Below are 24953 nucleotides of genomic sequence, written 5' to 3'. Positions count from 1 at the left end.
GGCCCAGCCGCCATGTCCGACGCATTCGACCAGCCCCGCGCCCTGTACCCCACCGGCCTGATCTCCTTCAACGGCCAGCCCGCCGTGCACCTGCGCTCGCCCAACGGCGCGCAGGCGACCATCCTGCTGCATGGCGCCCACGTCGTGTCGTGGATCCCGGCGGGTCACGAGGAACAGCTCTACCTCTCGCCCGAGACGAAGTACGGCGACGGCGCGGCGGTGCGCGGCGGCGTGCCGGTGATCTTTCCGCAGTTCAACCAGCAAGGCCCGCTGCCCAAGCACGGCTTCGCCCGCAACCGGGCGTGGCAGGTGCAGGAGGCGCAGGTCCGCGGCGAACACGCCTTCGCCGTGCTGACGCTCAGCGACGACGAGGCCACGCGCGCGATCTGGCCGCATGCCTTCACGCTGGAGATGACCGTCAGCGTCGACGACCGCCGGCTGGAGATGGAGCTGGCCGTGCTCAACACCGGCGAGACCACGATCGAGTTCCAGGCCGCGCTGCACACCTACCTCGGCTGCGGCGACGTGCGCCACGCCCAGCTCGAAGGCCTGCTCGACCAGAACTACCACGACGCCGTGCTCGACCAGCCGCGCCAGCAGTGGATCGATGTCGTCACCATCGCGCAGGAAATCGACCGCATCTACTGGAACGCGCCGAAGGAGCTGACGCTGCGCGAGACGGGGCGGCGGCTGCTGATCCAGTCACATGCGTTCGATGACGTGGTGGTATGGAATCCGGGGCCGGAGAAATGCGCCGCGCTGCCGGACATGCCGGATGACGACTGGCTGCAGATGCTCTGCGTCGAGGCGGCGCAGATCGGCGACCGGGTGCGACTGGCGGGTGGGCAGGAGTGGGCGGCGATGCAGACGCTGGTGATCGCGGACTGACATGACCGCCAGCATCCTGGTGCTCGGCGCCGGCATGGTCGGCACCTGCACCGCGCTGCACCTCCAGCAACGCGGCTTCGACGTCACGCTGATCGACCGCCGCCCGCCCGGCCAGGAAACCTCCTTCGGCAACGCCGGGCTGATCCAGGGCGAGGCGGTCGAGCCGTATGCATTCCCGCGTGACGCCGGGTTCGTGCTGAACGCCGCGCTCGGGCGCGGGGCCGAGGTGCATTGGCATGCGCGCGGCTTGTGGCAGATGGCGGGGCCGCTGCTGCGGTATTTCCGGAACTCCCACCCGCAGGCCCACGCCGTGGCGACGCAGCACTACAGCCGCCTGATCGCCCACGCCATCGCCGAACACGCGCCGCTGATCGCCGCGGCCGGGGCGGAGGATCTGGTGGTGCGCGAGGGGTTCCGCTTCGGGTTCCGCACGGCGCGGGCCTTCGACGAGGGCGTGCAGCGGGCGCAGGCGCTGGAAGCGGGCTTCGGCGTGCGGCACCGGGTCGAGGACGGCGCGGCGCTGGCCAAGGCCGAACCCGCGCTGCGCCAGACGCTGGCGGGGGCCGTGCACTGGCTCGATCCCTGGGCGGTGCGCAACCCGGGCGCGCTGGTGCAACGCTATGCCGCGCTGTTCGTCGCCCGCGGCGGGCGGGTGCTGACCGGCGACGCGACCACCCTGCAACGCGCGGGCGCCGCCTGGACCGTGCAGACCGACGCCGGCCGCGTGGAGGCCGCGCAAGCCGTCCTCGCGCTCGGGCCGTGGGCGGACGGGCTGATCCGCACGCTGGGCTACCGCTTCCCGCTGTTCCTCAAGCGCGGCTACCACCAGCACTACCGCGCCCCCGTCACACTGCGCCAGCCGCTGCTCGACGCCGAGCGGGGCTATGTGCTGGCGCCAATGGAACAAGGGTTGCGGCTGACCACCGGGGCCGAGTTCGCGCCGATCGACGCGCCCGCCACCCCGGTGCAACTCGCCAAGGCGGAAGCCCTCGCCCGCGAGTGGGTCGACCTGGGCGAACCCGTGGTCGGCGCGCCGTGGCTGGGCGCGCGGCCCTGCACGGCGGACATGCTGCCCGTGATGGGGCCAGCGCCGCGGCATCCAGGGCTATGGTTCAACTTCGGGCATTCGCACCAGGGATTCACGCTGGGGCCGGTGGCGGGGCGGCTGGTCGCGGAGATGGTGGCAGGGGAGCGGACGTGGATTGATGCGGGGGCGTATGGGCCGGGGCGGTTTGGCTGAGATTGGGCGGCGACGCTGACGTCCACCCGCTCAGCGGCTGGCCGCCCGCCAGCGGGTCAGCCCCGTCCGACCCAGACCGAGGCGGCCTCCCATCGCCTGTCGGGCGCTGAGTGCCTTGGCGCGCTGGGCCTGCGCCTGTGCGGTGGCGGTGGGGGCCGAGGTCGGCGCGAGTTGGTACTGGACCCGCACGTCACCGTCGCCCGCGCCCACGGAGTAGCGTGGCCCTCCCACCAGATCGGGCAGGCCGTCGCCGTCCAAATCAACGGCCGTGGTGATGAAGGTGAACCACTCGGTCGCGGCGGATTCCGGCGCCCACAGGCCGGCGCTGCCCTGCAGGACATACGCGAGCTGGTATTCACCGGCCAGGCCCGCGTCGATGCGCCCGTCGCCATTCAGGTCCGCCACGATCAGGCGGACAAACTGGCTGCTCGGTAGCTTCGGCCCAGCCGTGTCGGAGGAGACGAGCGAGCCATCGGGCTGCTGATAGAAGTAGGCCAGGTGGGTCCAAGCCGTGGAGGTGGACAGCATCACGACATCGCTGCGCCCGTCCCGGTTCAGATCAGCAATGCGGATCTCGTTCACCTGTGTCGCCTCACCGAACACACGGGGAGCAGGAAGGTAGCGGGCTGGCGCCAGGGTGCCGTCCACCCGCTGTGTCAGCAGCATCAGGCGCCGGTCCGGATTCTGGTCGTAGGTCAGCAGCAGCACGTCCGAACGGCCATCGCCATCCAGGTCCGTGACCTGAACCGCCCGGTAAGGCGACTGCGCGGGATAGCCTCCTGGTGAGGGCAGCGCGATCGACCGGACCGGCTCCAGGCCCCCTCCGGCGCGCTGGCGGGCCACGTCGAGCGTGAGGGTGTCGCGGCTGAGGCTGATCAGGTCCAGTCGGCCGTCGCCATCCAGGTCGGCCAGGACGGGGCTGACCCATGTCGCAGGCAGTGAGACGACCGACGTGGTCCAGCGGCCAAGGCTGTCGCGCTCGATCACATGGGTGCCGCAGTCCGCGTTGTAGCTCAGCGCGAGGTCGGGGCGGCCATCGCCGCTGACATCGCCTGCCGCCAGCCCGATCGGCCAGCAGTTGGTTCCCGTGGGGCTGGTTGGCGGGGTCAGGGCCACGCGCTGCGGCGCCCCCAGCGGCAAGCCCGTGCGCGGGCTGTAGATCAGCATTTCGGTGGCCTCTTCGGCGACGCTGGGCGCCTGCATCACGATCAGCGACGGCCTGCCGTTGCCGTCCAGGTCGGCTGTGAAGATCTCCTTCATGACACCGGGCTGGCTATCGGTGCGGGCGTCGGCTGCGAACTGGAGCGGCGCCGCCGTCCGACCGGAGGTGGTCAGGGTCAGCTCGAAGCGAGCCGTGTTGCCATGGACATCGGCCAGCCCGCTGCTGAGATAGCCGTCGAATCGGTGCGTGCCGCCAGGCATGAGCATCACCCCGAGCCGGATGCGCGTCGGGCTCTCCTGCACGATGCTCAGCAGCCGGGTGGCCCGGGAGTCGCCGACGGCGATCGCAGTCATCGTGACCGATGCCGGCGCGATCGGTTCGTCGAAATCCAGCGTGATCGAGGTCAGGTCAGGCGACACGCCGACCGCCCCGCTGGCCGGCGCGGTGGTGACGAGCGCCGGCGCGGTCCGGTCCGACGATTCGGTGGTGAACGGGCCGATCGAGGCGGCGACCATCGTGTTGCCGCTCAGGTCGCGCAGGGTATCGCCCACGTCGAGCACGTAGTAGCCCGGCGTGGTCAGCGGTGCAGAGAGTCGCACACGTGCACCTTCGACCGCCACGGCCGTCAGCGGGATCGTCTGGCGGGTGATGTTGTGGGTCAGCTTGAAGGCGGAGAGGGTGACGGAGGCGGGATCCAGCGGCTCGTTGAAGTCGATGGCGAAGGTCGTGACCGCCTCCCCGGGTGCCACGACGACCGATGACGGCCAAGCCAGGACGATGGGGGCGGCGCGGTCGAGCACGGTGAACTCCGCGGAGCCTTCGACCGTGCCGGTCAGCGCGCGTCCGGCGAGGTCGCGCACGGACGGGTCGACCGCGACCCGGTAGCGTCCGACCGGCATCGGCGTGGTCGGGGTGAAGGACAGCTCCCAGGCGATCGTGTCGTCCCGCACCATCCGGGCGGCGGTGGTCGTGCCGGACAGGCGCTGCCCGCTCGCGTCGGTGACGACGAGCCCGTTGGCCGCCGTGGCCGGGTCCACCTGATGTCCGGTCACGCGCACCGCGACCGGACCGCTCCAGCTGCCCGGGAACTGGTAGACCAGCGGCACCTAGCCATCGGTCGGACTGACCACCGTCCAGGAGGTCGCGGATACGCCCGGCTTCACACGGTCCCCGACGCGGTAGTCGATCAGTTCGAGGCTGTCCCGTTCCTGCCCGGAGGGGTAGACGCTGAGCTCGCTGTTCTTCACCAGACCGATGCCGGGGGCGTACCAGTCGTCATAGGTCGTGGTGGAGGTCGGCGTCGCCGCCAGCGGGCTACTGCGCGAGAGGGTGACGGTCTCGCGCACCACCGTCACCACATGCACGGCGTCCGGGAAGGTGCCGGCGGGCACGGTCACGGTTTCAACGCCGGAGACGGTGACCTGCGCCCGAACCGCGTACCGCTCGTTGACCCCGTCGCCATCGAGGTCCGAGCCCAGGTCCAGTCCGGTCTGATCGAGGGCAACGTGGGACATGCCGGCCTTGAGCGGAAACCGGAGCAGCTCGATGCGGCGCAGGCCGAGCAGCAGATCGGCAGCGGCAGTGGAGCGGGCCAGCTCGAACACGCCGGCATCGGTCTTGAGGCGGAGTTCCTCGCCGTACTCGGGCTGGCCGGTCATCGCATCGCGACGCTGCAGGACATGGACCTCGGTGCCCTGGACCGTGGCCAGGCGCGTGATCTCGTCGATCTTCGTGGAGACCCCGGAAACGCTGTTCGTCTTTTGCCAGATCCAGCGGTTGCCGACCGCCAGCGGATACAGATTGGTCGGATCGCCGCCGCCCGCCGCGGGAGTTTCTCCGGAACTGTCTCCACCGCCCCCGCCGCCGCACCCGGTCAGCACAGTCACCAGCGCCAGCACGGCCAGCACGAGACGCCCCCGCCACACCGGCGTGTATCCACCCTTGTACATCTGTCTTCTCCCCTGTCGCTTGTCAGCTTGTCATGCAGCCGTGCAGTGGCTGCTGGTCATCAGCCGCAGATGATTTCCGATTATTCGTTTTACCGCAATCAGCCTGAAGTTCTCAACCCCCCAGACGCGCCGCCAGACGCCGTGTCATCGACTTCACTTCCACGGCCAGTTGCCCCGCAAAGATCCGCCCACTCGGGGTGAGCTGAGGGGAGATCTCGCTCACCGCCTGGTCGATCGCCGCCGGCACCTTCGCCGCCAGCGTCCGCGCCACCGATTGCAGGTAGCGGGGTCCCATGCCGAGTTGTTCCGCCAACCCCTGCACCTGCGCCGCCCCCATCTGGCCGGGCAAAACCTCGCCCCCGAGCTTGAATGCGAACTCCTTCGACAGCCCCGGATAGACCCGCGTGCACATCAGGTCATAGAACGGCGTGAGCCGCACCCCCTGCCCTGGCCGCCAGTAGACCGACAGGTTCTTGGCGTGGCTGTCGTTGTTGCCCACGTACAGGTTGAAGAAGAGCCACTGCACGAGGGCCTGCAGATCCTGGGCGGGGCTGCTGCTGTACTGGCGCAGGATCTGGGCGCAGCGGACCACGCCGGGGCCGCCTTCCTTCTCGTACTTCCGCTCAGAGGCGACGCCCGCGAGCTGGCAGAAGTCGTACTGGATCAGCCGCCCCAGTGCGCCGTCGTCGCGTCGGTAGCGGTCGAACCGTTCGACGACGCAGGCGCGGGTGAGCGGCTCGTAGAACACCTGGGCGGTGCGCAGGCCGCAGTGGGCCGCCGTCCGCATGATGATCGCCTCGTTGGCGGCGGACTCGCGGACCTTGGGCAGCCGCCGGATGTCGGGCTTGAGGATGTGCGTGGATGGTGCCGCCCCCTTTGGCAGCAGCGGCGTCTGGCCGTCCAGGATCGCGATCGACGCCTTGTCCTGCGCACCCGCCAAGGAGATTCTGCTGTGGCCGTCTTCGGTCTGGATCGCAGCGGCCGACCGGTTGCGGATCGTGTCGGCCAACGCAGCCCAGGTCGTGGGTTCGTACACCGCGGGCCGTGGCAACTGCCCCTGCGGCAGCAGCACGAAGGCGCCCGCCGTGTCACCCGCCACTTCGCGCAGCAGGGCAAACAGCGTGGACGCCTTGCGCTGCTGCGACAGGTAGACCCGCACGTCCCCTTCGGGCAGCAGGTTCTCGAAAAATGCCAGCACCTCGGGCGATGTGATCGGGCCGGGCTGCAGCCGGATCGCTGACAGCGGGAAGACACCAGGGCGCGCCAGCCAAGTCGGCGCATACGCGAAACTCACCGGCTCGGTGTCGTGGAGCGTGCCGACGCACTCGTCGTCATGGAAGACATCCAGCGCCATCACAGCGCCGACCTCGACGCCTTCGACCGCACCGTCACCTCCAGGCCCAGCAGCTCCAGCACATCCAGCACCTTCTGCAACTGCACGGTCGGCTTGCCCTTCTCGATGTCCACGATCAGGCGATTACCGGTGTTGCCGATGCCGGCCAAGTCCGTCTGGCGCAATCCTTGGGACTGGCGCTGCGCACGCACCACCTGGCCTACGTCGGTTGCGGTGCGCAACACCACAGGTTGATTGAAATTACCGATCGGGATTTTTTGAGATTCATCGGGCATCGCTGATCTCCTAAATTACTGTTCGGTAATTTAGAACGAACTTCGCGACGCGCCCATCGGAAAATTACCGATCAGAAATTTATTCCCTTCCAACCAACCCACCACTTGAAATCAGACCACGTCACTCGTAATCTAGTCATCATGACCAGTTTCACCACCCCAAGCGCCGCCTCCTGGCCCCTTCAGGATGCCAAGGCCCGCTTCAGCGAACTCGTCCGCCACGCCCGCAGCGAGGGGCCGCAGCATGTGACGCTGCACGGCCGTGACGCCGTCGTCGTGGTCGATGCCGATGCCTACCGACGCCTGGCCGGCGCGCGCACCGGCCAACTGCTCGTCGAGGCGCTGCAGGCGTCGCCCCACCAGGACATCGACATCGAGCCCCCACGCGGCATCGAGATGTCCGTGCGGGACGTCGAGCTGTGAGCAGCGGTTGGCTGATTGACACCAATGTGCTGTCCGAACTGCGCCGCCCGCGCCCGGAGGCGCGTGTGGTCACGTTCATCGCCTCGCTGCCGCTGGACGACCTGTACGTCAGCACGGTCACGCTCGCCGAGATCCGCTACGGCATCGAGCGCGTCGCCGACCCGGTGCGCCGCGCCGAACTGCACGACTGGCTGACCCACCGCGTCCGCCCGATGTTCGAGCACCGGACGCTGGAAGTGTCGGAGGACGTGATGCTCCGCTGGCGCCTGCTGGTCGATGAAGGGCGACGCGTCGGGCACACCTTCTCGCAGCCCGACCTGATCATCGCCGCCACCGGTCTGTGCCACGGGCTGACCGTGGTGACGCGCAACACGGTCGATTTCGAGCAGGCGCATGTGGCGGTGTTCAACCCGTGGGCAGCGCCAGCCTGAGACCGAAGCCGGGCAGAAACCCCGCCCCCACCGCTCAGCCCGCATCCCCCAGACACACCCCAATCTCCCGCGCACACGCCAACAGCGCATGGTCCACCGGCACGCACCGGTTCTTCCCCGCCACCTCGTCCAGCCCTACGCTCCCGAGGCACCCGCCCTGCAGCGTCACCATCCGCCCGAATTCGCCGCGCCGCAGCAGCCGCGCCGCCTCGTTGCCGTACTGCGTCGCCAGCACGCGGTCGAACGGCGTCGGACTGCCGCCGCGCTGCACGTGGCCCAGCACCGTCGCGCGCACCTCGCTGGCCAGCAGCGGCTGCAATTGCGCCCGCAGCATGTGGGCGACACCGCCGAGGCGGATCGGGTCGGGGCTGCCGGCGACGGTGCGCTCCACCGTCATCGCGCCGCCGGCCGGTTGGGCCCCTTCGGCGATGCAGACCAGCGTGGCGCGCCGCCGGGCGCTGCGGGCGCGGCAGACCTCCGCGATGCGGGCCACGTCGTAGTCGATCTCGGGCAGCAGGATGACGTCGGCCGCGCCCGCGATGCCCGCCTCCAGCGCGATCCAGCCGGCGTAGCGGCCCATCGTCTCGACGATCATCACGCGGCCGTGGCTCTGGCCGGTGGTCTGCACCCGCTCCAGCGCATCGGTGACGGTGGCGACCGCCGTGTCGAAGCCGAAGCTGCGCTCGCAGCCGGCGATGTCGTTGTCGATCGTCTTGGGCACGCCCACCATCGGCACGCCGCCCACCGCGCCAAGCCGCGCGGCCAGCGTCATCGTCCCGTCGCCGCCGATGGCGACCAGCGCGTCCAGGCCGAGTTCGCGCTGGTAGGCGACCACGTCGGCCGACACGTCCGCACCGCGCCAGGCGAAGGGGCTGGCGGTGTTGCTGGTGCCGAGGATGGTGCCGCCGGTGGCGAGGATGCCGCTGACGTCGTCCCAGCCCAGCGGGCGCACGCGGCGCTCGATCAGGCCGAGGAACCCGTCCTCGATGCCGATGACCTCGGCGCCGCACTGGCGGATCAGCGACTTGGTGACGGCGCGCAGCACCGCGTTGAGGCCGGGGCAGTCGCCGCCACCGGTGAGGATTCCGATACGCATGCACAGATCCTTTCAAACTGTCCGCCCAGTCTAGGGCGGACCCGTGTGAACGCAGCACCAGCGCGCTCCTAGAATCCGCCCCCATGCACATCCACATCCTCGGCATCTGCGGCACCTTCATGGGTGGTGTCGCCGCACTGGCCCGCGAAGCCGGCCACCGCGTCACCGGCTGCGACGCCAATGTCTACCCGCCGATGAGCGACCAGCTCCGCGCCCTCGGCATCGACCTGATCGAAGGCTTCTCGCCCGACCAGATGGCGTTGAACCCCGACCTCTACGTCGTCGGCAATGTCGTCAGCCGCGGCAATGCGCTGATGGAAGCCATCCTCGACGCCGGCCTGCCCTACACCAGCGGCCCGCAGTGGCTGGCCGAGAACGTGCTGCAGGGCCGGCATGTGCTGGCGGTGGCCGGCACGCACGGCAAGACCACGACGACCTCGATGCTGGCGTGGATCCTCGAACACGCGGGGCTGGAGCCGGGTTTCCTGGTTGGTGGCGTGCCGCAGAACTTCGGCGTCTCGGCCCGGCTCGGCCGCGTGGCGCCGGGCGCACCCTTCGTGATCGAGGCCGACGAGTACGACACCGCCTTCTTCGACAAGCGCAGCAAGTTCGTCCACTACCGCCCGCGCACCGCCATCCTCAACAACCTCGAATACGACCACGCCGACATCTTCCCGGACCTGGCCGCCATCGAGACGCAGTTCCACCACCTCGTGCGCACGGTGCCGTCGCAGGGGCGGCTGGTTGTCAACATCCGCGAGGACGCGCTGAAGACGGTGATCGCGCGCGGCTGCTGGACGCCGGTGCAGTTCTTCGGCGCCCGCAAGGAAGAGCCCGGCGCGCTGCGCAGCCGCGGCGAGCCGCACGCCTTCGACGTGCTGCGCGGCAGCATGAAGGTCGGCCGCGTCGACTGGTCGCTGCTGGGCGAACACAACCAGCTCAACGCGCTGGCCGCCATCGGCGCCGCCGAACAGGTCGGTGTCAGCCCCGCGGTGGCGGGCGAGGCGCTGAGCCTGTTCGAGAACGTCCGCCGCCGCATGGAGCTGCGCGGCGAGGCCGGCGGCGTGAAGGTCTACGACGACTTCGCCCACCACCCGACGGCGATCCGCACCACCGTCGACGGCCTGCGCCGGCGCATCGGCGACACCGCGCGCATCCTGGCGGTGTTCGAGCCGCGTTCCAACACGATGAAGCTCGGCGCGATGAAGTCGCAACTGCCGTGGGCGCTGGAAGAAGCCGACCTGTCGTTCTGCCACAGCGCGGGACTCACCTGGGACGCCCGCGAGGCGCTGTCGCCGATGGGCAAACAGGCGCGGGTCTGCGACACGATTCCCGAGCTGGTGGACGCCGTCGTGCGGCTGTCGCGGCCGGGGGACCAGGTGCTGTGCATGAGCAACGGCGGGTTCGGCGGCGTGCATGGCAAGCTGCTGGAGGCGCTGGCGAAGAAGGTGTGACGGCATGCGCCCCGCCACGCCCCGCACCACCCACCTGCTGTACCTACACGGCTTCCGCTCCTCGCCGCAGTCGATGAAGGCGCAGAAGATGGCGGCCTGGGTCGCGGCGCACCGGCCGGATCTGACCTGGTGGTGCCCGCAACTGCCGCCCTCGCCCGCCGAGGCCATGGCGCTGGTCGCGGCCGGCACGCGCGACTGGCCCGCCGACACCCGCGCCGTGATGGGCAGCTCGCTGGGCGGTTTCTACGCCACCGTGTTCGCCGAAGCGCAGGGCTGCCGCGCCGTGCTCGTCAACCCGGCCGTCGATCCCGCCCGCGATCTGGCGAAGTACATCGGCGAACTGCCCGCGTGGCACGACCCGGCCGACCGTTTCTTCTTCCGCGCCGAGTTCATCGACGAACTGCGGGCGATGGCGCCGGGCGCGCTGCGTGACCCGGCGCGCTACCAGACCTGGGTGGCCAAGGGCGACGAGGTGCTGGACTGGCGCGAGATGTCGGCCCGCTACGCCGCGACCGAGCTGCACCTGCTCGACGGCGGCGACCACGCGCTCAGCGACTTCGACACGCACCTGCCGGCCATGCGCGGCTTCCTGCACCTGGATTGATCCCTGATTCCGACACCCCGAAAACGAGAGAAAGCCACTCCACCATGCGACTCCAAGACAAGGTTTCGATCATCACCGGCGCCGCCCAGGGCATCGGCCTGGCCACCGCGCTGAAGTTCGCCCGCGAAGGCGCCATCGTCATCGTCTGCGACATGAAGCCCGAAGCGGTGGAGGCCGCGGTCGCGCAGTGCCGCGCGGCGGGTGCGCAGGCGGCGGGCTTCGCCGTCAACGTCACCGACCGTGCCGCAGTCGATGCAATGGTCGCCGCCGTGAAGGCGCAGTTCGGCCGCATCGACGTGCTGGTGAACAACGCCGGCATCACCCGCGACGCACGGCTGCAGAAGATGACCATCGAGCAGTTCGACGCGGTGATCGACGTCAACCTGCGCGCCGTCTTCCACTGCGCGCAGGCGGTGACGGACACGATGGTCGAACAAGGCTCGGGCGTGATCCTGAACGCCAGCTCGGTCGTCGGCATCTACGGCAACTTCGGCCAGACCAACTACGCCGCCAGCAAGTTCGGCGTCATCGGCTTCACCAAGACCTGGAGCCGCGAACTCGGGCCGAAGGGCATCCGCGTCAACGCAGTGGCACCGGGCTTCATCGAGACGCCGATCCTCTCGACCATCCCCGACAAGGTGCTCGACGGGATGCGCGCCGAGGTGCCGCTGCGCCGCCTCGGCACGCCGGAGGAGATCGCCAATGTCTACGCCTTCCTGGCGAGCGACGAGGCGAGTTATGTGAACGGGGCGGTGCTGGAAGTGGCGGGTGGGCTGACGGTCTGAGGCCCCGGCGCCCGCGGAACACGCCCCCGTCCTCCTCGCGAAAGCGAGGACCCACGCAGGCATGACCGCGGTTCCTTGACGCCCCCTGTCGCGCTGTGGCAACGTACCCCAAACTGAAAACGGGGGACAACCACGATGGACACGCAGACACCGCCGGAACGCCGCGACCTGTTCCTGAGCTACCGCCGCCTTGACGCCGAGCGGGTCGCGCCGCTGGTGACTGCACTGAACGCACGCGGCGTCACCGTCTGGCAGGACGCGAACGAGATCGACGACCTTGCCAGCATCCAGCACGCCATCGACCACGGCCTCGCCCATGCGCGGGCGCTTCTGGTCTGGTACTCGAAGGACTACAACGCCTCGCGGGCCTGCCAGTGGGAGCTGACGACGGCGTACTGCGCGGCGCAGGCCAGCGGCGGTGATCCGCGTCGGCGGGTGCTGGTGGTCAATCCGGAGGTGTCGCCGGGGCACATCGTGTTGCCCGAGTTGTTCGACCAGTTGCACCTGAATGCGGTGGCGCTGTCGGTGGATGAACTGGCCGAGCGGATCGCGGCGCGGCTGGCCGATCACGCGGCGGGCGTGCCGGTCGAGCCGCTGGGCACCCTGCGCAACGTCGCCCGACCGGCGTGGTCTGGCAAGGAGCCGCTGGGCTCGATGCGCTTCGTCGGGCGGCTGCGCGAGATGTGGGCGCTGCACGCGACGTTGCAGGCCGAGCAGGCGGCGATGCTGACCGGCGTCGGTGGCGCGGGGCGGCCGGGCGTGCTGCAGGTGCGCGGCTCGGGCGGCATGGGCAAGAGCCTGCTGGCGGAGGAATACGCGCTGCGCTTCGGGGCGGCGTATCCGGGCGGGGTGTTCTGGCTGCGGGCGTATGGCTACTCGGACAGCGAGCGCGAGATCGACCCCGCCCTGCGCGAGGCGCAGCGCGACAGCCAGGTTCGTACGATCGCGATGGAACTCGGGCTGAACCCGCACGGGCTGGAGACGCCGCAGGTGCGCGGGCTACTGCGTCAGCATTTCCAGGGGATCGGGCAGCCGTTCCTGTGGATCGTCGATGACCTGCCGCCCATCGAGCGCACCGACGCGCTGGCGCCGTGGCTCGCGCCGCATGCACTCGGGCGGACGCTGATCACGACGCGGGCGCGGCTGATCGAGTCGGTCAAACCGATCGACCTGCAACAGCTCGAACCGGACGAGGCGCTGCGGCTGCTGACACGTGGGCAGACGCTCTCAAGTGAGGACGCGGTGACGGCGCGGGCGATCTGCGCCGAACTCGGCTGCCACGCGCTGGCGATCGACGTGACAGCGGCGCTGATCCGGCGGCGTGGCTACGCCAAGGTGCTGGAGAACCTGCGCCAGCCAGCCCGCGATGCGCTGGAGTTCGCCGCGACGCAGTTCCGCGAAGCGCTGCCCAACGGCCACGAGCGCAGCATCGCCGCCACGCTGCTGGCGAGCCTGCGCGAGTTGGATGAGCCGGCGCGGGATCTGCTGCGGCTGGCGTCGGTGCTGGCGGCGGCGCCGATTCCGAGGGACTTGCAGTGGCGCACGATCGGGCTGGCCGATGGACTGGGCGAGGATGACGCGCAGGACGTGGCCGATCCGGCGGCGGCGCAACTGGTTGACACGAGTCTGGCGGATGAAGCCGGCCCGGCGGGGGATGGGGCGTTCACGGTTCACACGCTGGTGGTGCGGACGGTGCGGTTTCATGACGGGCGGCCGGAGCGGGTTGAGGCGCTGCGGGGGGCGGCGGTCGAGGTGTTGCTGACCAAGATGCCGCAGGTGGCGGACATCCGAACGCATGAGGAGCTGAAGGACTGGGTGGCCCATGCGCGGCAGGTCAGCGAGGAGGCGCAGGATGCCCGGACAGCCGATCTGCTGGGGTGGGTCGGCCGACACGACTACCAGCAAGGCGCCTACGGACTGGCTCGTCACGCTTTCAACCGCGAACTCGACACGATGCGGCGCGTCCTCGGCGAGGACCATCCCGCCACCCTCACCGCCCTGAACAACCTCGGCCAGATCCTCAAGGCCCAGGGCGATCTCGTCGGCGCTCGGCTCTACGCTCAGCAGGTGCTCGACACGAGCCGGCGCGTCCTCGGCGAGGACGATCCCGACACCCTCACCGCACTGAACAACCTCGGCCTGATCCTCAAGGCCCAGGGCGATCTCGTCGGCGCTCGGCTCTACGCTCAGCAGGTGCTCGACACGAGGCGGCGCGTCCTCGGCGAGGACCATCCCGACACCCTCACCGCCCTGAACAACCTCGGCCAGATCCTCCTGGCCCAGGGCGATCTCGTCGGCGCTCGGCTCTACGCTCAGCAGGTGCTCGACACGAGGCGGCGCGTCCTCGGCGAGGACCATCCCGACACCCTCACCGCCCTGAACAACCTCGCCGCCATCAGCCACGCCCAGGGCGATCTCGTCGGCGCTCGGCTCTACGCTCAGCAGGTGCTCGACACGATGCGGCGCGTCCTCGGCGAGGACCATCCCGACACCCTCACCGCCCTGAACAACCTCGGCCAGATCCTCCAGGCCCAGGGCGATCTCGTCGGCGCTCGGCTCTACGCTCAGCAGGTGCTCGACACGAGGCGGCGCGTCCTCGGCGAGCGGCATCCGGACACCTCGATCGCAGCGTGGAATCTGTTCCAGATATTGCGGGTGATGGAAGAGCCTGGACCCTCCGCTCAATCGCTCGTCAACGACCTGCTGTGGCTGCTGGCAGAAGACTCTGAGCAGTTGGGCGCAGCGCAGCGACAGATTGCGGGGTGGGTCAGGAAGATGATCGGCGACGGGGCGGATCAGAACTGAAACGTCAGCGCCCGCCCACGCGCCCCCACCCAACCTCCCCCGCTGGGGGAGGAGCCATTCAACGCGGCGGCGACGCCGGGCGCGTCATCGTCAGCGGCCTGAAGCCCTCCCCCAGCGGGGGAGGTTTGGGTGGGGGCCTCCCCGCCCGCACATCCCTTTACCTTGACGCGTCTTCATCACGGAATAACAATGTTGCCACCATGAAACCCACCCACGTCACCCTCCGCCAGATCGGCAACTCCCAGGGCATCGTCATCCCCAAGCCGCTGCTCGCCCAGGTCGGCCTGATCGACGAGTCCGCCGTGGAAATCTCGGTCGAGAACGGCACGCTCGTGCTGCGCAAGCCGCGCCGCGCCGTCCGCGAAGGCTGGGCGGAAGCCGCCCGCGCCATCGCGGAACGTGGCGAGGACGCGCTGGTCATGGGCGAGTTCGGCAACGAGGGCGACGACACGGAGATCGTCTGGTGAAGCGCGGCGAGATCTGGCTGGTCAACCTCGACCCGACTGTCGGCAGCGAAATCAAGAAGTCCCGCCCCTGCATGATCGTCTCGCCCCCCGAGATGAACGACGCCTTGCGCACCGTGCTCGTCGCGCCCATGACCTCCAAGGGATTCGCCGCACCGTTCCGCATCCCCATCCTCCACGCCGGCACAACCGGACTGGTGCTGCTGGATCAGCTTCGAGCGGTGGACAAGGCTCGGTTGGTCAAGCGCATGGGGGCTGCGCCGGTCAAGACGCTGACGGCGGTGCTGAACACCCTGCAAGAGGTGTTCACCGAGTAGCGAACCAGTTCTCTACCCCTCTGCTTGATGTATATACTGTAATCACATCTCAACGCACCCCCGGTGAAACCATGGCCGCCCTGACCACCCGCATCTTCCGCAGCGGCAACTCGCTGGCCGTGCGCATCCCGCGTGACCTGCTGCCCGACGACGTGCCGGACGAGGCGGAGATCGAGTGGCGACACGGCGCCTGGATCATCCGGCCGGTGCGGCGGCAGTCGCTGGCGGGGCTGATGGACGTGTTCGCCGAGTTCCCGGCGGATTTCATGGCCGAGGGGCGCGAGTTCCACGAACAGCAGGAACGTGACTGGTCCGCGCTGGACGAGGCCGCAACGAGCGAAGCGCAGGAGCCGCGCTGATGCGCTACATGCTCGACACCAACATCTGCATCTACCTGATGCGCCACCAGCCACCGCAGGTGGCCGAGCGGTTCGCGCGCTGCACGGTCGGCGATGTGGTGATGTCGGTCGTGACCCTGGCGGAGCTGCGCTGCGGCGTCAGCGCCCGGCCCGAGGCGGATCGCTCCCGCGTGTCGGGCGTCGTCGATCGGCTGACCCGGCTCGTGCCACCGCTCGACTTCGACGAGGACGCCGCCAACACCTACGCCACGCTCTGGCTGGCCGTACGCGACCGCCGACGCGACGCGCTGGACCGCCTGATTGCTGCACATGCCGTGGCCGCCGACTGCGTATTGGTCACCAACAACCTCGCCGACTTCCAGCACTACCCTGGTCTTCGACTGGAGAACTGGGTCACCCCCAGCGACCACTGACCCGCCGCCACAGCCATCGGCGACAATCCCGCCCCTATGAATGCCCTCTTCGAAGACGCCGGAAAATTCCTCGCCGGACGCGTGATGTCGGAAGCCGAAAGCTCGATGCAGATCGAGCTGGACTCCGGCAAGCGTGTCAAGGTCAAGGCCGCCAATGTGCTGCTCAAGTTCGACAAGCCCTCGCCCGCCGAGCTGATCGCCGAGGGCCAGCGTCTGGCCGAGGAGATCGAGCTGGAGCTGGCGTGGGAATTCGCGCCCGAGGACGAGTTCGCCTTCGCCGATCTGGCACGCGACTACTTCGACGCCAAGGCCGGCCCGACCCAGCAGGCGGCCGCCCTGTTCAAGCTGTTCCACGCGCCGCACTACTTCCGCCGCATGGGCAAGGGCATGTTCCGCAAGGCGCCCGAGGACATCGTCAAGGCCGCCCTGCTCGCCATCGAGAAGAAGGCGCAGGTTGCCGCGCAGATCGAGGTCTGGACCACCGAGCTGATCGCCGGCCAGTGCCCGGAGCCGGTGCGCAGCGAGCTGTACAAGATCCTGTTCAAGCCGGACAAGAACGGGCCGGAATACAAGGCCGTGGTCGAAGCGGCCAAGCGGTCGCAGCGCGCACCGCTCGACCTGCTGCTCGACTGCAAGGCCATCGACAGCCCCTACCAGTTCCACTGGCGGCGCTTCCTGTTCGAGACCTTCCCCAAGGGCACGAACTTCCCCGCCGCACTCACGGCCCCCGCCATCAAGGACGAGCTGCCACTGGCCCCCGTGCGCGCCTTCTCGGTGGACGATTCAGCCACGACCGAAATCGACGACGCGCTGTCGGTGCAGGGCCTGGGCACGGGCACCGTCATCTTCGGCGTGCACATCGCCGCGCCCGCGCTGGCCATCGCGCCGGATTCGCCCATCGACAAGGTGGCGCGCGACCGGCTTTCCACCGTCTACATGCCGGGCTGGAAGCTGACCATGCTGCCGGACGACGTGGTGCAGGCCTACACGCTGCAGGAAGGGCGCGACTGCCCGGCCGTGTCGCTGTACGTGACGATGGACGAGGCCACGCTGGAAGTGAAGTCCAGCGAGACCAAGCTGGAGCGCGTGCCGATCGCCGCCAACCTGCGCCACGACAAGCTCGACGCGGTGGTGACCGAGGCAGCGCTGACGGGCGCGGCGCCGGCGGACTTCCCGTTCGCGGCCGAGCTGTCCTTCGGCTTCCGGCTGGCCAAGCACCTCAAGGCGCAGCGCGAGGTCGTGCGCGGCAAGCCGGAAAACTTCAACCGGCCGGACTACAACTTCCGCCTCGTCGACGCGGCCGGCCAGTCGCCGGTGGAGCCGCCGAGCGGCCACGAGACGGTCCAGATCAGCGAACGCCGCCGTGGTGCGCCGCTGGACACCATCGTCGCCGAGGCGATGATCCTGGCCAACAACACCTGGGGCGGCTGGCTGGCCGAGCTGGGCGTGCCGGGCATCTACCGCAGCCAGGCGAGCATGGCGCCGGGCGTCAAGGTCCGCATGTCGACCCGCGCACAGCCGCACGCCGGCATGGGTGTGGCGCACTACACCTGGGCCACCTCGCCGCTGCGGCGCTATGTGGACCTGGTGAACCAGTGGCAGATCATTGCCTGCGCCCGCCACGGCCGCACCGCCGCGCTGGTCGCGCCGTTCAAGCCCAAGGACATGATGCTGATGGCGATCATCTCCGGCTTCGACACCGCGTACGCGGCCTACAACGGCTTCCAGAACGCCATCGAGCGCTTCTGGACGCTGCGCTGGCTGACCCAGAACGGCATCACCGAACTCGACTGCGCCGTGATGAAGGATGGGCTGGTGCGCGCCGACACGCTGCCGCTGGTGCTGCGCGCCGCTGGTGCGGACGCGATGCCGCGCGGTGCCCGGGTCCGCGTGCGGCTGGGCGAGCCGGACCTGCTGACGCTGGACGTCGGTGGCAGCGTGCTCACCCGGCTGGATGACCCGACCCGCAGCGACGACGACGCCGTGCTCGAAGACGATGCCGAGGAAGGCGCCGAGGCCGCCGCGACCGGCTTGGCGCTGGCGATCGACGTGCACGACGCCGATGCCCCCGCTGACACAGCAGCGCCGGTACCATCGGCCTCCTGATCTCCGTCCGACACGCCGACCCGCCGATCCCACGATGCAGCGTCTCAAGCAACTCTCGACCCTCCAGACCGCCCTGCTCCTGTCGGTCGGCCTGCACGCGGCGGTGCTGATGGTGCGGGTCGTGGATCCGCAGGCCTTCGACCGGATCCTGCAGGACACGCCGCTGGAGGTGGTGCTCGTCAACGGCAGCACGGCCGAAAAGCCGACCAAGGCGCAGGTCATCGCCCAGCGCAATCTGGCCGGTGGCGGTGACGCAGAAAAAGGCGTCGCCACCTCGCCGCTGCCGCCCTCGCCCGCCGACCAGGCCGGCAACGCCATCGACGACGCCACGCGCCAGATCGAGCAGATGCAGGCCCAGCAGACGCAGCTGCTCACGCAGATCAAGCGCGAGCTGGCCAAGCTCAACACGCCCGATCCGGTGCAGGCGGCCAACAAGACGCCGTCTGCGGCCCAGGCCGAGGAAGAGCGGCGCCGCCAGCTCATCGACCAGCTCGCGCAGATCGAGAAGCGCATCAACGACGAAAACGCCCGCCCGCGCCGGCGCTACGTCAGCCCATCCGCCCGCGAGGGTGTGCACGCGATCTACTACGACTCGCTGCGCCGCCGCATCGAGGACATCGGCACCCGCAATTTCCCCGAGGCCGAAGGCGCCAAGCTCTACGGCGAACTCAGCATGCTGATGGAAGTCGACAGCCTGGGCCGCGTCGTCGAGGCCGAGGTGATCAAGACCTCGGGCAACCGCGCGCTCGACCGCAAGGCGCAGTCGATCGTGCGCGGCGCGGCGCCGTACGGCCATTTCACACCGGCGATGCGCGGCCAGTTCGACCGGCTGGTGTTCGTGTCGCGCTTCCGCTTCACGCGGGACCAGGGTGTGCAGGCCTCGGTCGAGGACGCCACGCCCAAGAATGCCCCCGCGCAGTGAGCGCCCCGGACACCCCACCCACCGTTTCACTTTTCCCACGCCCGCCATGGACCGCTACGCCGTGATCGGCCACCCCGTGGAGCACAGCCGCTCCCCCGACATCCAGGCCCGCTTCGCTGCGCAGACCGGCCAGTCGATCGACTACACCCGGCTGCCCAGCCCGCTCGACGGTTTCACCGCGACGGTGCGCCAGTTCGCCGCGGACGGTGCGCACGGCTGCAACGTCACCGTGCCCTTCAAGTTCGAGGCCTGGCAGCTCGCCCCGCGCCGCACGCCACGCGCCCAGCGCGCCGAAGCGGCCAACACGCTGCGCTTCGACGCCGACGGCTGGTGGTGCGACAACACCGACGGCATCGGGCTGGTGCGCGACATCACAGTCAACGCCGGTATCGCGCTGGCGGGCCGGCGTGTGCTGCTGATCGGCGCGGGCGGCGCGGCAGCGGGCGTGCTCGGGCCGCTGATCGAGGCCGGCCCCAGCGCGCTGGTCGTCGCCAACCGCACCGCGGACAAGGCGCAGGCGCTGGTCGACCGCCACGCCGATCTGGCGCGCGACCACGGCGTCGCGCTGAGCGCCGCGCCGCTGGACGCACCAGGCACGGCCTTCGACATCGTCATCAACGGCACGGCCAGCAGCCTCGCGGGTGCAGGTGTGCCGGTGCCAGCCAGCGTGCTGCGGGCGGGCGGACTGGCGGTAGACATGATGTACGGCGCCGGTGCCCAAGCCTTTCTCGACTGGGCGGCGCAACACGGCGCCACCGGCCGCGACGGGCTGGGGATGCTGGTCGAGCAGGCCGCGGAAGCCTTCTTCGCCTGGCGCGGCGTGCGTCCAGACACGGCGCCGGTGCTGGCTGCGCTGCGGGCGCAGGTGGACGGCGTCCGCTGAAACCGCGATGGCGACCACGGCCCCGCTCTGGCGCAGCCACCTCTGGCGGTTGCTGGCGCTGCTGCTGCTGAGCGCGGTGGCGCTGCAGCTCTACTTCGTGCTGCGCATCGCGCTGATGGTGGTGGTCGATCCGCAGTCGACACCCTTCCAGCGCAGCGAGATCTGGCGTCTGGCCACGGAACAGGGCCAGGTGCTGTGGAGCCAGGCGTGGCGCGACCGCGACCAGCTCGGCCCGCACCTGCAGCGCGCCGTGATCGCCAGCGAGGACGCCGGCTTCAACGAGCACAGCGGTGTCGAATGGGACGCGCTGGAAAAGGCCTGGGAGCGCAACCAGCGCGCCGAAGCCACGGCGGTGAAGCGCAACGAGCTGATCGAGCAGCGCGAGCAGAAAGCCGCCAGCCGCGGCAAGCCGCTGGCCACGCCGCTGCGCCGGTTCGAGCCCAAGGTGGTGGGTGGCTCGACCATCAGCCAGCAGCTCGCCAAGAACCTCTTCCTGTCCGGCGAACGCACCGCCGCGCGCAAGGGCCAGGAGTTCCTGCTCACCTTCATGCTCGAAGGCCTGCTGGGCAAGGGCCGCATCCTGGAGATCTACCTCAACAACGTCGAGTGGGGCGAAGGGGTCTTCGGCGCGCAGGCCGCTGCCGAGCACTACTTCCACGTCGACGCGGCCCGCCTCGCCCCGGCGCAGGCAGCGCGGCTGGCGGTGATGCTGCCGGCGCCCAAGCGTTTCGAGCAGCGGCCCGGCTCGCCTTACCTCGTCAGCCGCGCTGCGACGATCACCGCCCGCATGGGCGCGGTGCCCCTGCCATGACCGCACACACCCTGACCGAAGAGATTGCCGCCATCGCCGCCCGGCTGGTGGTGGAGGAAGGCATGGAATACGGCCCCGCCAAGCGCCGCGCCGCCCGCGACCTGGGCCGGGGGGCCTCGCGCAGCGTGAACATGCCGGACAACGACGCGGTGGAGGACGCCGTGCGCGAGTACCTGTCGGTGTTCTGCACCGACACGCAGCCGGCCGAGCTGGCCGCGCTGCGCAGCGTGGCCGCGCTGTGGATGGAGCGGCTCGCCGAGTTCCGCCCGCACCTGACCGGCGCCGTCTGGCGCGGCACCGCCACCCGACTGTCCGCCGTCCACCTGCAGCTCTACTGCGACGACTGCAAGTCGGCCGAACTGGCGCTGATCAACCAGGGCGTGGACTACGACGTCGGCAGCGTGAACGGGCCGCGCCACCAGCCGGTCGATGTGCTGAGCCTGGCCCAGCGCTGCGACGCGCTGGGCGAGCTGGTGACGGTGTTTCTCACCATCCTGGACCATGACGACCTGCGCGGCGCCCTCAAGCCCGACGCCCGGGGCCGCACGCAGCGCGGCGACCTGGCCGGCCTGCGCCGCCTGATGAACGACGAGGACACACCATGAACCGCAGAAGCTGGATCGGATGGAGCGCCGGGGTGGCGGTGGTGGCCGGCGGCGCCGGCTGGTGGGCACGGCAGGGAACGGCCACGTCCGAGCACCCGCAGACGACCGCCGCACCGCCGGCCGCCTCGGGCAGCGGCGCGGACGACCCGTGGTCCCTGCGCTTCGACCGGCCCGAAGGTGGCACGCTGGCGCTGGCGAGCCTGCGCGGGCGGCCGCTGCTGATCAATTTCTGGGCGACCTGGTGTCCGCCCTGCGTCAAGGAAATGCCGCTGCTCGACACCTTCGCCCGCGCCCAGGCGGCGCGCGGGGCTGCCGGCTGGCAGGTCATCGGGCTGGCCGTGGACGGCCCCACCCCCGTGCGCGAGTTCCTGGTGAAGACGCCGGTGGGGTTTCCGATCGGGCTGGCCGGCTTCGGCGGCACCGAACTGGCGCGCCAGATGGGCAACGCCACCGGGGGGCTGCCCTACACCGTGGTGCTCGGCGCCAACGGTCAGGTGCTCCACCGCAAGCTGGGTGAGACCAATCTGAGAGAACTGCAAGAGTGGGCTGGAACTGCCGGCACCGGCACCACAGGATGAACGGTTTGGTTCTTGCATGAACCTCGGCCCGTGGCATCATCGCGGACCTCGCCGGACGGGTCTCAATTTGTGATGACCGTCATCGAATGGAACTGAAAAGCGCGTAAAGTCTGGGTTTTGGCTGACAAACCCGCGGCAACACGGCCCATCTGACGCGAGTCCTGTACACGAACCGACGCGACAGGACCGCCGCCGACAAGCGGGCACGCATCCGACTGCCCCGCTCACTGCAACCCGAGTATCACGGAGCCCCCATGGACCTTCGCAAGCTGAAGACCCTGATCGATCTGGTGTCGGAATCCAACGTCTCCGAGCTGGAGATCACCGAAGCCGACGGCAAGGTGCGCATCGTCAAGCAGAGTGCCGCCCCCGCCATGGTGATGGCCGCGCACTACCCCGGTCAGCCCATGCACCCGATGGCACACGCTGCCCCGGTCGCCGCTGCCGCCCCGGCCGCCCCGGTGGCCGAAGTCATCACCGGCCACGTCGTCAAGTCGCCGATGGTCGGCACCTTCTACCGCGCCTCGAACCCTGGCGCCAAGGCGCTGGCCGACGTGGGCACGGTCATCAAGAAGGGCCAGTCGGTGTGCATCATCGAGGCCATGAAGATCATGAACGAGATCGAGTCGGACGTGGACGGCACGGTCACCAAGGTGTACGTCGAGAACGGTCAGGCCGTCGAGTACGGACAGCCGCTGTTCATCATCGAATAAGGCCCGCGCCATCATGTTCAAGAAGATCCTGATCGCCAACCGCGGCGAGATCGCGCTGCGCATCCAGCGGGCGTGCCGCGAGATGGGCATCCAGGCGGTGGTGGTGTATTCCGAGGCCGACCGCGACGCCAAGTACGTCAAGCTCGCCGACGAAGCCGTCTGCATCGGCCCCGCCCCGTCGCAGAAGAGCTATCTGCACATGCCCGCGATCATCTCGGCCGCCGAGGTGACGGACGCCGAGGCGATCCACCCGGGCTACGGATTCCTGTCCGAGAACGCCGACTTCGCCGAACGTGTCGAGAAGAGCGGCTTCGCCTTCATCGGCCCGCGTCCGGAGTCGATCCGTCTGATGGGCGACAAGGTCTCGGCCAAGGAAGCGATGGTCAAGGCCGGCGTGCCGACCGTGCCCGGCTCGGTGGGCGCACTGCCCGACGACCCGAAGGAAATCATCCGCATGGGCCGCGAAACCGGCTATCCGGTGATCATCAAGGCGGCGGGTGGTGGTGGTGGTCGGGGCATGCGCGTGGTGCATTCCGAGGCGACGCTGCTGCACTCGGTGGAGACGACCAAGGCGGAAGCCGGCGCAGCCTTCAACAACCCGGCCGTCTACATGGAGAAGTTTCTCCAGAACCCGCGCCACATCGAGATCCAGATCCTGGCCGACCAGCATGGTCACGCGGTCTGGCTGGGCGAGCGCGACTGCTCCATGCAGCGCCGCCACCAGAAGATCATCGAGGAAGCACCGGCGCCGGGCATTCCGCGCAAGGTGATCGAGAAGATCGGCGAACGCTGCGCAGCGGCCTGCCGCAAGATCAACTACCGCGGCGCGGGCACCTTCGAGTTCCTGTACGAGAACGGCGAGTTCTTCTTCATCGAGATGAACACCCGCGTGCAGGTGGAGCACCCGGTGACCGAGCTGGTGACCGGCATCGACATCGTGCAGCAGCAGATCCGCATCGCCGCCGGCGAGGAACTGCCCTTCACGCAGAAGCAGATCACCCAGCGTGGCCACGCCATCGAGTGCCGCATCAACGCGGAAGACCCGTACAAGTTCACGCCGTCGCCCGGCCGCATCACGGTCTGGCACCCACCCGGCGGTCCTGGTGTGCGCGTCGATTCGCATGCGTACAGCAACTACGTCGTGCCGTCGAACTACGACTCGATGATCGGCAAGATCATCGTCCACGCCGACACGCGCGACCAGGCACTGGCCCGCATGCGCAGCGCGCTGAGCGAGATGCTGGTCGAGGGCATCCAGACCAACATTCCGCTGCACCGGCAACTGATGGCGGACGCCGCGTTCATGGATGGCGGCACCAGCATCCATTACCTGGAAGGCTGGCTGGCCGCACGGAAGACGCTGGGATGATCGAGCTGACCTTGCTCTGCCCGGCCGACCAGGTCGATGCCGTGTCCGACGCGCTGATGGAGGAACTGGACGCGCTGGCGGTCACCGTCGAGGACGCCGACGCCGACACGCCCGACGAGGCGCCCATCTTCGGCGAGCCGGGCATGCCCGCGACGCTGTCGGCCAGCATCGGCGGCTGGCAGCGTTCGATCGTCAAGGCCCTGTTCAACGACGAGGACGCCGCCACCGACGCCTGCACCCTGCTGCTGGCCCAGGACGGCGAAGACGGCGACAGTGCGTTCACCGACCTGCACGTCCAGGGCCTGTACCCTGTGGCGGACCAGGACTGGGTGCGCCTCACGCAGTCGCAGTTCGAGCCGGTGCTGATCACGTCCGAGTTCTGGATCGTGCCGTCCTGGCACAAGCCGCCCGCAGGCGCCACGCGCGTGATGCGGCTTGATCCGGGCCTGGCCTTCGGCACGGGCACGCACCCGACCACCCGCATGTGCCTGCGCTGGATTGCCCGACACGCCGATCTGGCGAATCCGTGGCCGCGTGTGCTCGACTACGGCTGTGGCTCGGGCATCCTGGCCATCGGTGCCGGGCTGCACGGCGCCCGCGACATCGACGCGGTGGACATCGACTTCGCTGCGGTCGAGTCGAGCCGGGCCAATGCCGCGGCCAACGGTGTGCAGTTGCGCCGGGTCGGTCTGCCGGATCTGGCGGACGGGCAGTACCCGGTCGTGCTGGCCAACATCCTGGCCGCACCGCTGAAGCTGCTGGCACCGCTGCTGAGCGGGCATGTCGCGCCGGGCGGTTCGCTGGTGATGGCCGGCCTGCTGGAACGCCAGATCGAGGATCTGCAGGCAGCCTATGCCCCGTGGCTCGCGCTGGAAGTGGCAGATCGTGAAGATGGCTGGGTGTTGCTGACGGCGCGCCGCCCTTGAGCATGGCCGGAAATGGCATGA

Annotated in this window: 26 protein-coding genes; 21 read left to right on the top strand and 5 right to left on the bottom strand. The window is 69.4% G+C overall.

Features of this window, described 5'->3' with window-relative positions; genetic code table 11:
- Window positions 1-12: 12 nt before the first annotated feature.
- Window positions 13-888 carry a D-hexose-6-phosphate mutarotase gene (locus AABN02_RS16985; protein WP_338416091.1) on the top strand — a complete coding sequence of 292 codons (876 nt, stop codon included), beginning with the start codon at window positions 13-15 and terminating at the stop codon, window positions 886-888.
- 1 nt (window position 889) lies between these two features.
- A complete protein-coding gene (locus AABN02_RS16980) occupies window positions 890-2128 on the top strand; it encodes an FAD-binding oxidoreductase (RefSeq protein ID WP_338416090.1) in 1239 nt (412 codons plus the stop codon).
- Window positions 2129-2158: 30 nt separating this feature from the next.
- Here AABN02_RS16980 and AABN02_RS16975 read toward each other — a convergent pair whose 3' ends face one another.
- The 4 genes from AABN02_RS16975 to AABN02_RS16960 all read right to left on the bottom strand — a co-directional run bounded on the left by AABN02_RS16975 (window position 2159) and on the right by AABN02_RS16960 (window position 6868).
- On the bottom strand, window positions 2159-4396 hold the full coding sequence (locus AABN02_RS16975) for an FG-GAP-like repeat-containing protein (RefSeq protein ID WP_338416089.1): 2238 nt from the start codon (window positions 4394-4396) through the stop codon (window positions 2159-2161).
- Complete coding sequence (locus AABN02_RS16970; RefSeq protein WP_338416088.1) at window positions 4397-5239, bottom strand: hypothetical protein; 843 nt, start codon at window positions 5237-5239, stop codon at window positions 4397-4399. It lies immediately after the preceding gene.
- A gap of 112 nt (window positions 5240-5351) precedes the next feature.
- A complete protein-coding gene (locus AABN02_RS16965) occupies window positions 5352-6593 on the bottom strand; it encodes a type II toxin-antitoxin system HipA family toxin (protein WP_338416087.1) in 1242 nt (413 codons plus the stop codon).
- Window positions 6593-6868, bottom strand: coding sequence for a helix-turn-helix domain-containing protein (locus tag AABN02_RS16960; protein WP_338416086.1), 276 nt, complete (start codon window positions 6866-6868; stop codon window positions 6593-6595). The genes AABN02_RS16965 and AABN02_RS16960 overlap by 1 nt, the downstream gene beginning before the upstream one ends.
- A gap of 141 nt (window positions 6869-7009) precedes the next feature.
- Here AABN02_RS16960 and AABN02_RS16955 point away from each other — a divergent pair, with 141 nt between their 5' ends.
- Complete coding sequence (locus AABN02_RS16955) at window positions 7010-7291, top strand: type II toxin-antitoxin system prevent-host-death family antitoxin (protein ID WP_338416085.1); 282 nt, start codon at window positions 7010-7012, stop codon at window positions 7289-7291.
- Window positions 7288-7722 (top strand): type II toxin-antitoxin system VapC family toxin, encoded by a 435-nt coding sequence (locus AABN02_RS16950; protein WP_338416084.1) that lies wholly within the window; start codon window positions 7288-7290, stop codon window positions 7720-7722. Before AABN02_RS16955 ends, AABN02_RS16950 begins: the two co-directional genes overlap by 4 nt.
- A gap of 34 nt (window positions 7723-7756) precedes the next feature.
- Here AABN02_RS16950 and AABN02_RS16945 read toward each other — a convergent pair whose 3' ends face one another.
- Window positions 7757-8818 (bottom strand): ATP-dependent 6-phosphofructokinase, encoded by a 1062-nt coding sequence (locus AABN02_RS16945; protein ID WP_338416083.1) that lies wholly within the window; start codon window positions 8816-8818, stop codon window positions 7757-7759.
- A gap of 83 nt (window positions 8819-8901) precedes the next feature.
- On the opposite strand from AABN02_RS16945, the gene mpl reads away from it, so the two are divergent.
- The 17 genes from mpl (at window position 8902) to prmA (ending at window position 24932) form a co-directional block, all read left to right on the top strand.
- Window positions 8902-10272 carry a UDP-N-acetylmuramate:L-alanyl-gamma-D-glutamyl-meso-diaminopimelate ligase gene (gene mpl / locus AABN02_RS16940; protein WP_338416082.1) on the top strand — a complete coding sequence of 457 codons (1371 nt, stop codon included), beginning with the start codon at window positions 8902-8904 and terminating at the stop codon, window positions 10270-10272.
- 4 nt (window positions 10273-10276) lie between these two features.
- A complete protein-coding gene (locus tag AABN02_RS16935) occupies window positions 10277-10876 on the top strand; it encodes a YqiA/YcfP family alpha/beta fold hydrolase (protein WP_338416081.1) in 600 nt (199 codons plus the stop codon).
- 44 nt (window positions 10877-10920) lie between these two features.
- Window positions 10921-11661 (top strand): 3-oxoacyl-ACP reductase FabG, encoded by a 741-nt coding sequence (gene fabG / locus AABN02_RS16930; RefSeq protein ID WP_338416080.1) that lies wholly within the window; start codon window positions 10921-10923, stop codon window positions 11659-11661.
- Between the two features lie 135 nt (window positions 11662-11796).
- Window positions 11797-14466 (top strand): toll/interleukin-1 receptor domain-containing protein, encoded by a 2670-nt coding sequence (locus tag AABN02_RS16925; RefSeq protein WP_338416079.1) that lies wholly within the window; start codon window positions 11797-11799, stop codon window positions 14464-14466.
- A 200-nt stretch (window positions 14467-14666) separates the two neighbouring features.
- Complete coding sequence (locus AABN02_RS16920) at window positions 14667-14933, top strand: AbrB/MazE/SpoVT family DNA-binding domain-containing protein (RefSeq protein ID WP_338416078.1); 267 nt, start codon at window positions 14667-14669, stop codon at window positions 14931-14933.
- Window positions 14927-15247, top strand: coding sequence for a type II toxin-antitoxin system PemK/MazF family toxin (locus AABN02_RS16915; protein WP_338416117.1), 321 nt, complete (start codon window positions 14927-14929; stop codon window positions 15245-15247). Before AABN02_RS16920 ends, AABN02_RS16915 begins: the two co-directional genes overlap by 7 nt.
- Before the next feature lie 71 nt (window positions 15248-15318).
- Window positions 15319-15606 carry an AbrB/MazE/SpoVT family DNA-binding domain-containing protein gene (locus AABN02_RS16910; RefSeq protein ID WP_338416077.1) on the top strand — a complete coding sequence of 96 codons (288 nt, stop codon included), beginning with the start codon at window positions 15319-15321 and terminating at the stop codon, window positions 15604-15606.
- Window positions 15603-16019 (top strand): type II toxin-antitoxin system VapC family toxin, encoded by a 417-nt coding sequence (locus tag AABN02_RS16905; protein WP_338416116.1) that lies wholly within the window; start codon window positions 15603-15605, stop codon window positions 16017-16019. The genes AABN02_RS16910 and AABN02_RS16905 overlap by 4 nt, the downstream gene beginning before the upstream one ends.
- A gap of 36 nt (window positions 16020-16055) precedes the next feature.
- On the top strand, window positions 16056-18125 hold the full coding sequence (locus AABN02_RS16900; protein WP_338416076.1) for a ribonuclease catalytic domain-containing protein: 2070 nt from the start codon (window positions 16056-16058) through the stop codon (window positions 18123-18125).
- Between the two features lie 34 nt (window positions 18126-18159).
- Window positions 18160-19047, top strand: coding sequence for a TonB family protein (locus tag AABN02_RS16895; protein WP_338416075.1), 888 nt, complete (start codon window positions 18160-18162; stop codon window positions 19045-19047).
- A 46-nt stretch (window positions 19048-19093) separates the two neighbouring features.
- Window positions 19094-19930, top strand: a complete 837-nt coding sequence (gene aroE / locus AABN02_RS16890; RefSeq protein ID WP_338416074.1) for a shikimate dehydrogenase — start codon at window positions 19094-19096, stop codon at window positions 19928-19930.
- Window positions 19931-19937: 7 nt separating this feature from the next.
- Window positions 19938-20741 (top strand): transglycosylase domain-containing protein, encoded by an 804-nt coding sequence (locus tag AABN02_RS16885; protein WP_338416073.1) that lies wholly within the window; start codon window positions 19938-19940, stop codon window positions 20739-20741.
- On the top strand, window positions 20738-21346 hold the full coding sequence (locus tag AABN02_RS16880; protein ID WP_338416072.1) for a hypothetical protein: 609 nt from the start codon (window positions 20738-20740) through the stop codon (window positions 21344-21346). The genes AABN02_RS16885 and AABN02_RS16880 overlap by 4 nt, the downstream gene beginning before the upstream one ends.
- Window positions 21343-21924, top strand: coding sequence for a TlpA disulfide reductase family protein (locus AABN02_RS16875; RefSeq protein WP_338416071.1), 582 nt, complete (start codon window positions 21343-21345; stop codon window positions 21922-21924). The genes AABN02_RS16880 and AABN02_RS16875 overlap by 4 nt, the downstream gene beginning before the upstream one ends.
- 254 nt (window positions 21925-22178) lie before the next feature.
- Window positions 22179-22637, top strand: a complete 459-nt coding sequence (gene accB, locus AABN02_RS16870; protein WP_338416070.1) for an acetyl-CoA carboxylase biotin carboxyl carrier protein — start codon at window positions 22179-22181, stop codon at window positions 22635-22637.
- A gap of 13 nt (window positions 22638-22650) precedes the next feature.
- Window positions 22651-24006 carry an acetyl-CoA carboxylase biotin carboxylase subunit gene (accC, locus tag AABN02_RS16865; RefSeq protein ID WP_338416069.1) on the top strand — a complete coding sequence of 452 codons (1356 nt, stop codon included), beginning with the start codon at window positions 22651-22653 and terminating at the stop codon, window positions 24004-24006.
- On the top strand, window positions 24003-24932 hold the full coding sequence (gene prmA / locus AABN02_RS16860) for a 50S ribosomal protein L11 methyltransferase (RefSeq protein WP_338416068.1): 930 nt from the start codon (window positions 24003-24005) through the stop codon (window positions 24930-24932). Before accC ends, prmA begins: the two co-directional genes overlap by 4 nt.
- Window positions 24933-24953: the final 21 nt, after the last annotated feature.

Origin of the sequence: uncultured Sphaerotilus sp., assembly GCF_963924895.1 — a bacterium.
Lineage (GTDB): Bacteria > Pseudomonadota > Gammaproteobacteria > Burkholderiales > Burkholderiaceae_C > Sphaerotilus.
The sequence above is the reverse complement of the archived record's forward strand: the minus strand, read 5'-3'. Positions and strand labels throughout refer to the sequence as shown.

Coding starts and splice junctions, on each gene's coding strand:
- AABN02_RS16985 (WP_338416091.1), top strand. CDS start 13: ATGTCCGACGCATTCGACCAGCCCCGCGCCCTGTACCCCACCGGCCTG.
- AABN02_RS16980 (WP_338416090.1), top strand. CDS start 890: ATGACCGCCAGCATCCTGGTGCTCGGCGCCGGCATGGTCGGCACCTGC.
- AABN02_RS16970 (WP_338416088.1), bottom strand. CDS start 5,239: ATGTACAAGGGTGGATACACGCCGGTGTGGCGGGGGCGTCTCGTGCTG.
- AABN02_RS16965 (WP_338416087.1), bottom strand. CDS start 6,593: ATGGCGCTGGATGTCTTCCATGACGACGAGTGCGTCGGCACGCTCCAC.
- AABN02_RS16960 (WP_338416086.1), bottom strand. CDS start 6,868: ATGCCCGATGAATCTCAAAAAATCCCGATCGGTAATTTCAATCAACCT.
- AABN02_RS16955 (WP_338416085.1), top strand. CDS start 7,010: ATGACCAGTTTCACCACCCCAAGCGCCGCCTCCTGGCCCCTTCAGGAT.
- AABN02_RS16945 (WP_338416083.1), bottom strand. CDS start 8,818: ATGCGTATCGGAATCCTCACCGGTGGCGGCGACTGCCCCGGCCTCAAC.
- mpl (WP_338416082.1), top strand. CDS start 8,902: ATGCACATCCACATCCTCGGCATCTGCGGCACCTTCATGGGTGGTGTC.
- AABN02_RS16935 (WP_338416081.1), top strand. CDS start 10,277: ATGCGCCCCGCCACGCCCCGCACCACCCACCTGCTGTACCTACACGGC.
- fabG (WP_338416080.1), top strand. CDS start 10,921: ATGCGACTCCAAGACAAGGTTTCGATCATCACCGGCGCCGCCCAGGGC.
- AABN02_RS16925 (WP_338416079.1), top strand. CDS start 11,797: ATGGACACGCAGACACCGCCGGAACGCCGCGACCTGTTCCTGAGCTAC.
- AABN02_RS16920 (WP_338416078.1), top strand. CDS start 14,667: ATGAAACCCACCCACGTCACCCTCCGCCAGATCGGCAACTCCCAGGGC.
- AABN02_RS16910 (WP_338416077.1), top strand. CDS start 15,319: ATGGCCGCCCTGACCACCCGCATCTTCCGCAGCGGCAACTCGCTGGCC.
- AABN02_RS16900 (WP_338416076.1), top strand. CDS start 16,056: ATGAATGCCCTCTTCGAAGACGCCGGAAAATTCCTCGCCGGACGCGTG.
- AABN02_RS16895 (WP_338416075.1), top strand. CDS start 18,160: ATGCAGCGTCTCAAGCAACTCTCGACCCTCCAGACCGCCCTGCTCCTG.
- aroE (WP_338416074.1), top strand. CDS start 19,094: ATGGACCGCTACGCCGTGATCGGCCACCCCGTGGAGCACAGCCGCTCC.
- AABN02_RS16885 (WP_338416073.1), top strand. CDS start 19,938: ATGGCGACCACGGCCCCGCTCTGGCGCAGCCACCTCTGGCGGTTGCTG.
- AABN02_RS16880 (WP_338416072.1), top strand. CDS start 20,738: ATGACCGCACACACCCTGACCGAAGAGATTGCCGCCATCGCCGCCCGG.
- AABN02_RS16875 (WP_338416071.1), top strand. CDS start 21,343: ATGAACCGCAGAAGCTGGATCGGATGGAGCGCCGGGGTGGCGGTGGTG.
- accB (WP_338416070.1), top strand. CDS start 22,179: ATGGACCTTCGCAAGCTGAAGACCCTGATCGATCTGGTGTCGGAATCC.
- accC (WP_338416069.1), top strand. CDS start 22,651: ATGTTCAAGAAGATCCTGATCGCCAACCGCGGCGAGATCGCGCTGCGC.
- prmA (WP_338416068.1), top strand. CDS start 24,003: ATGATCGAGCTGACCTTGCTCTGCCCGGCCGACCAGGTCGATGCCGTG.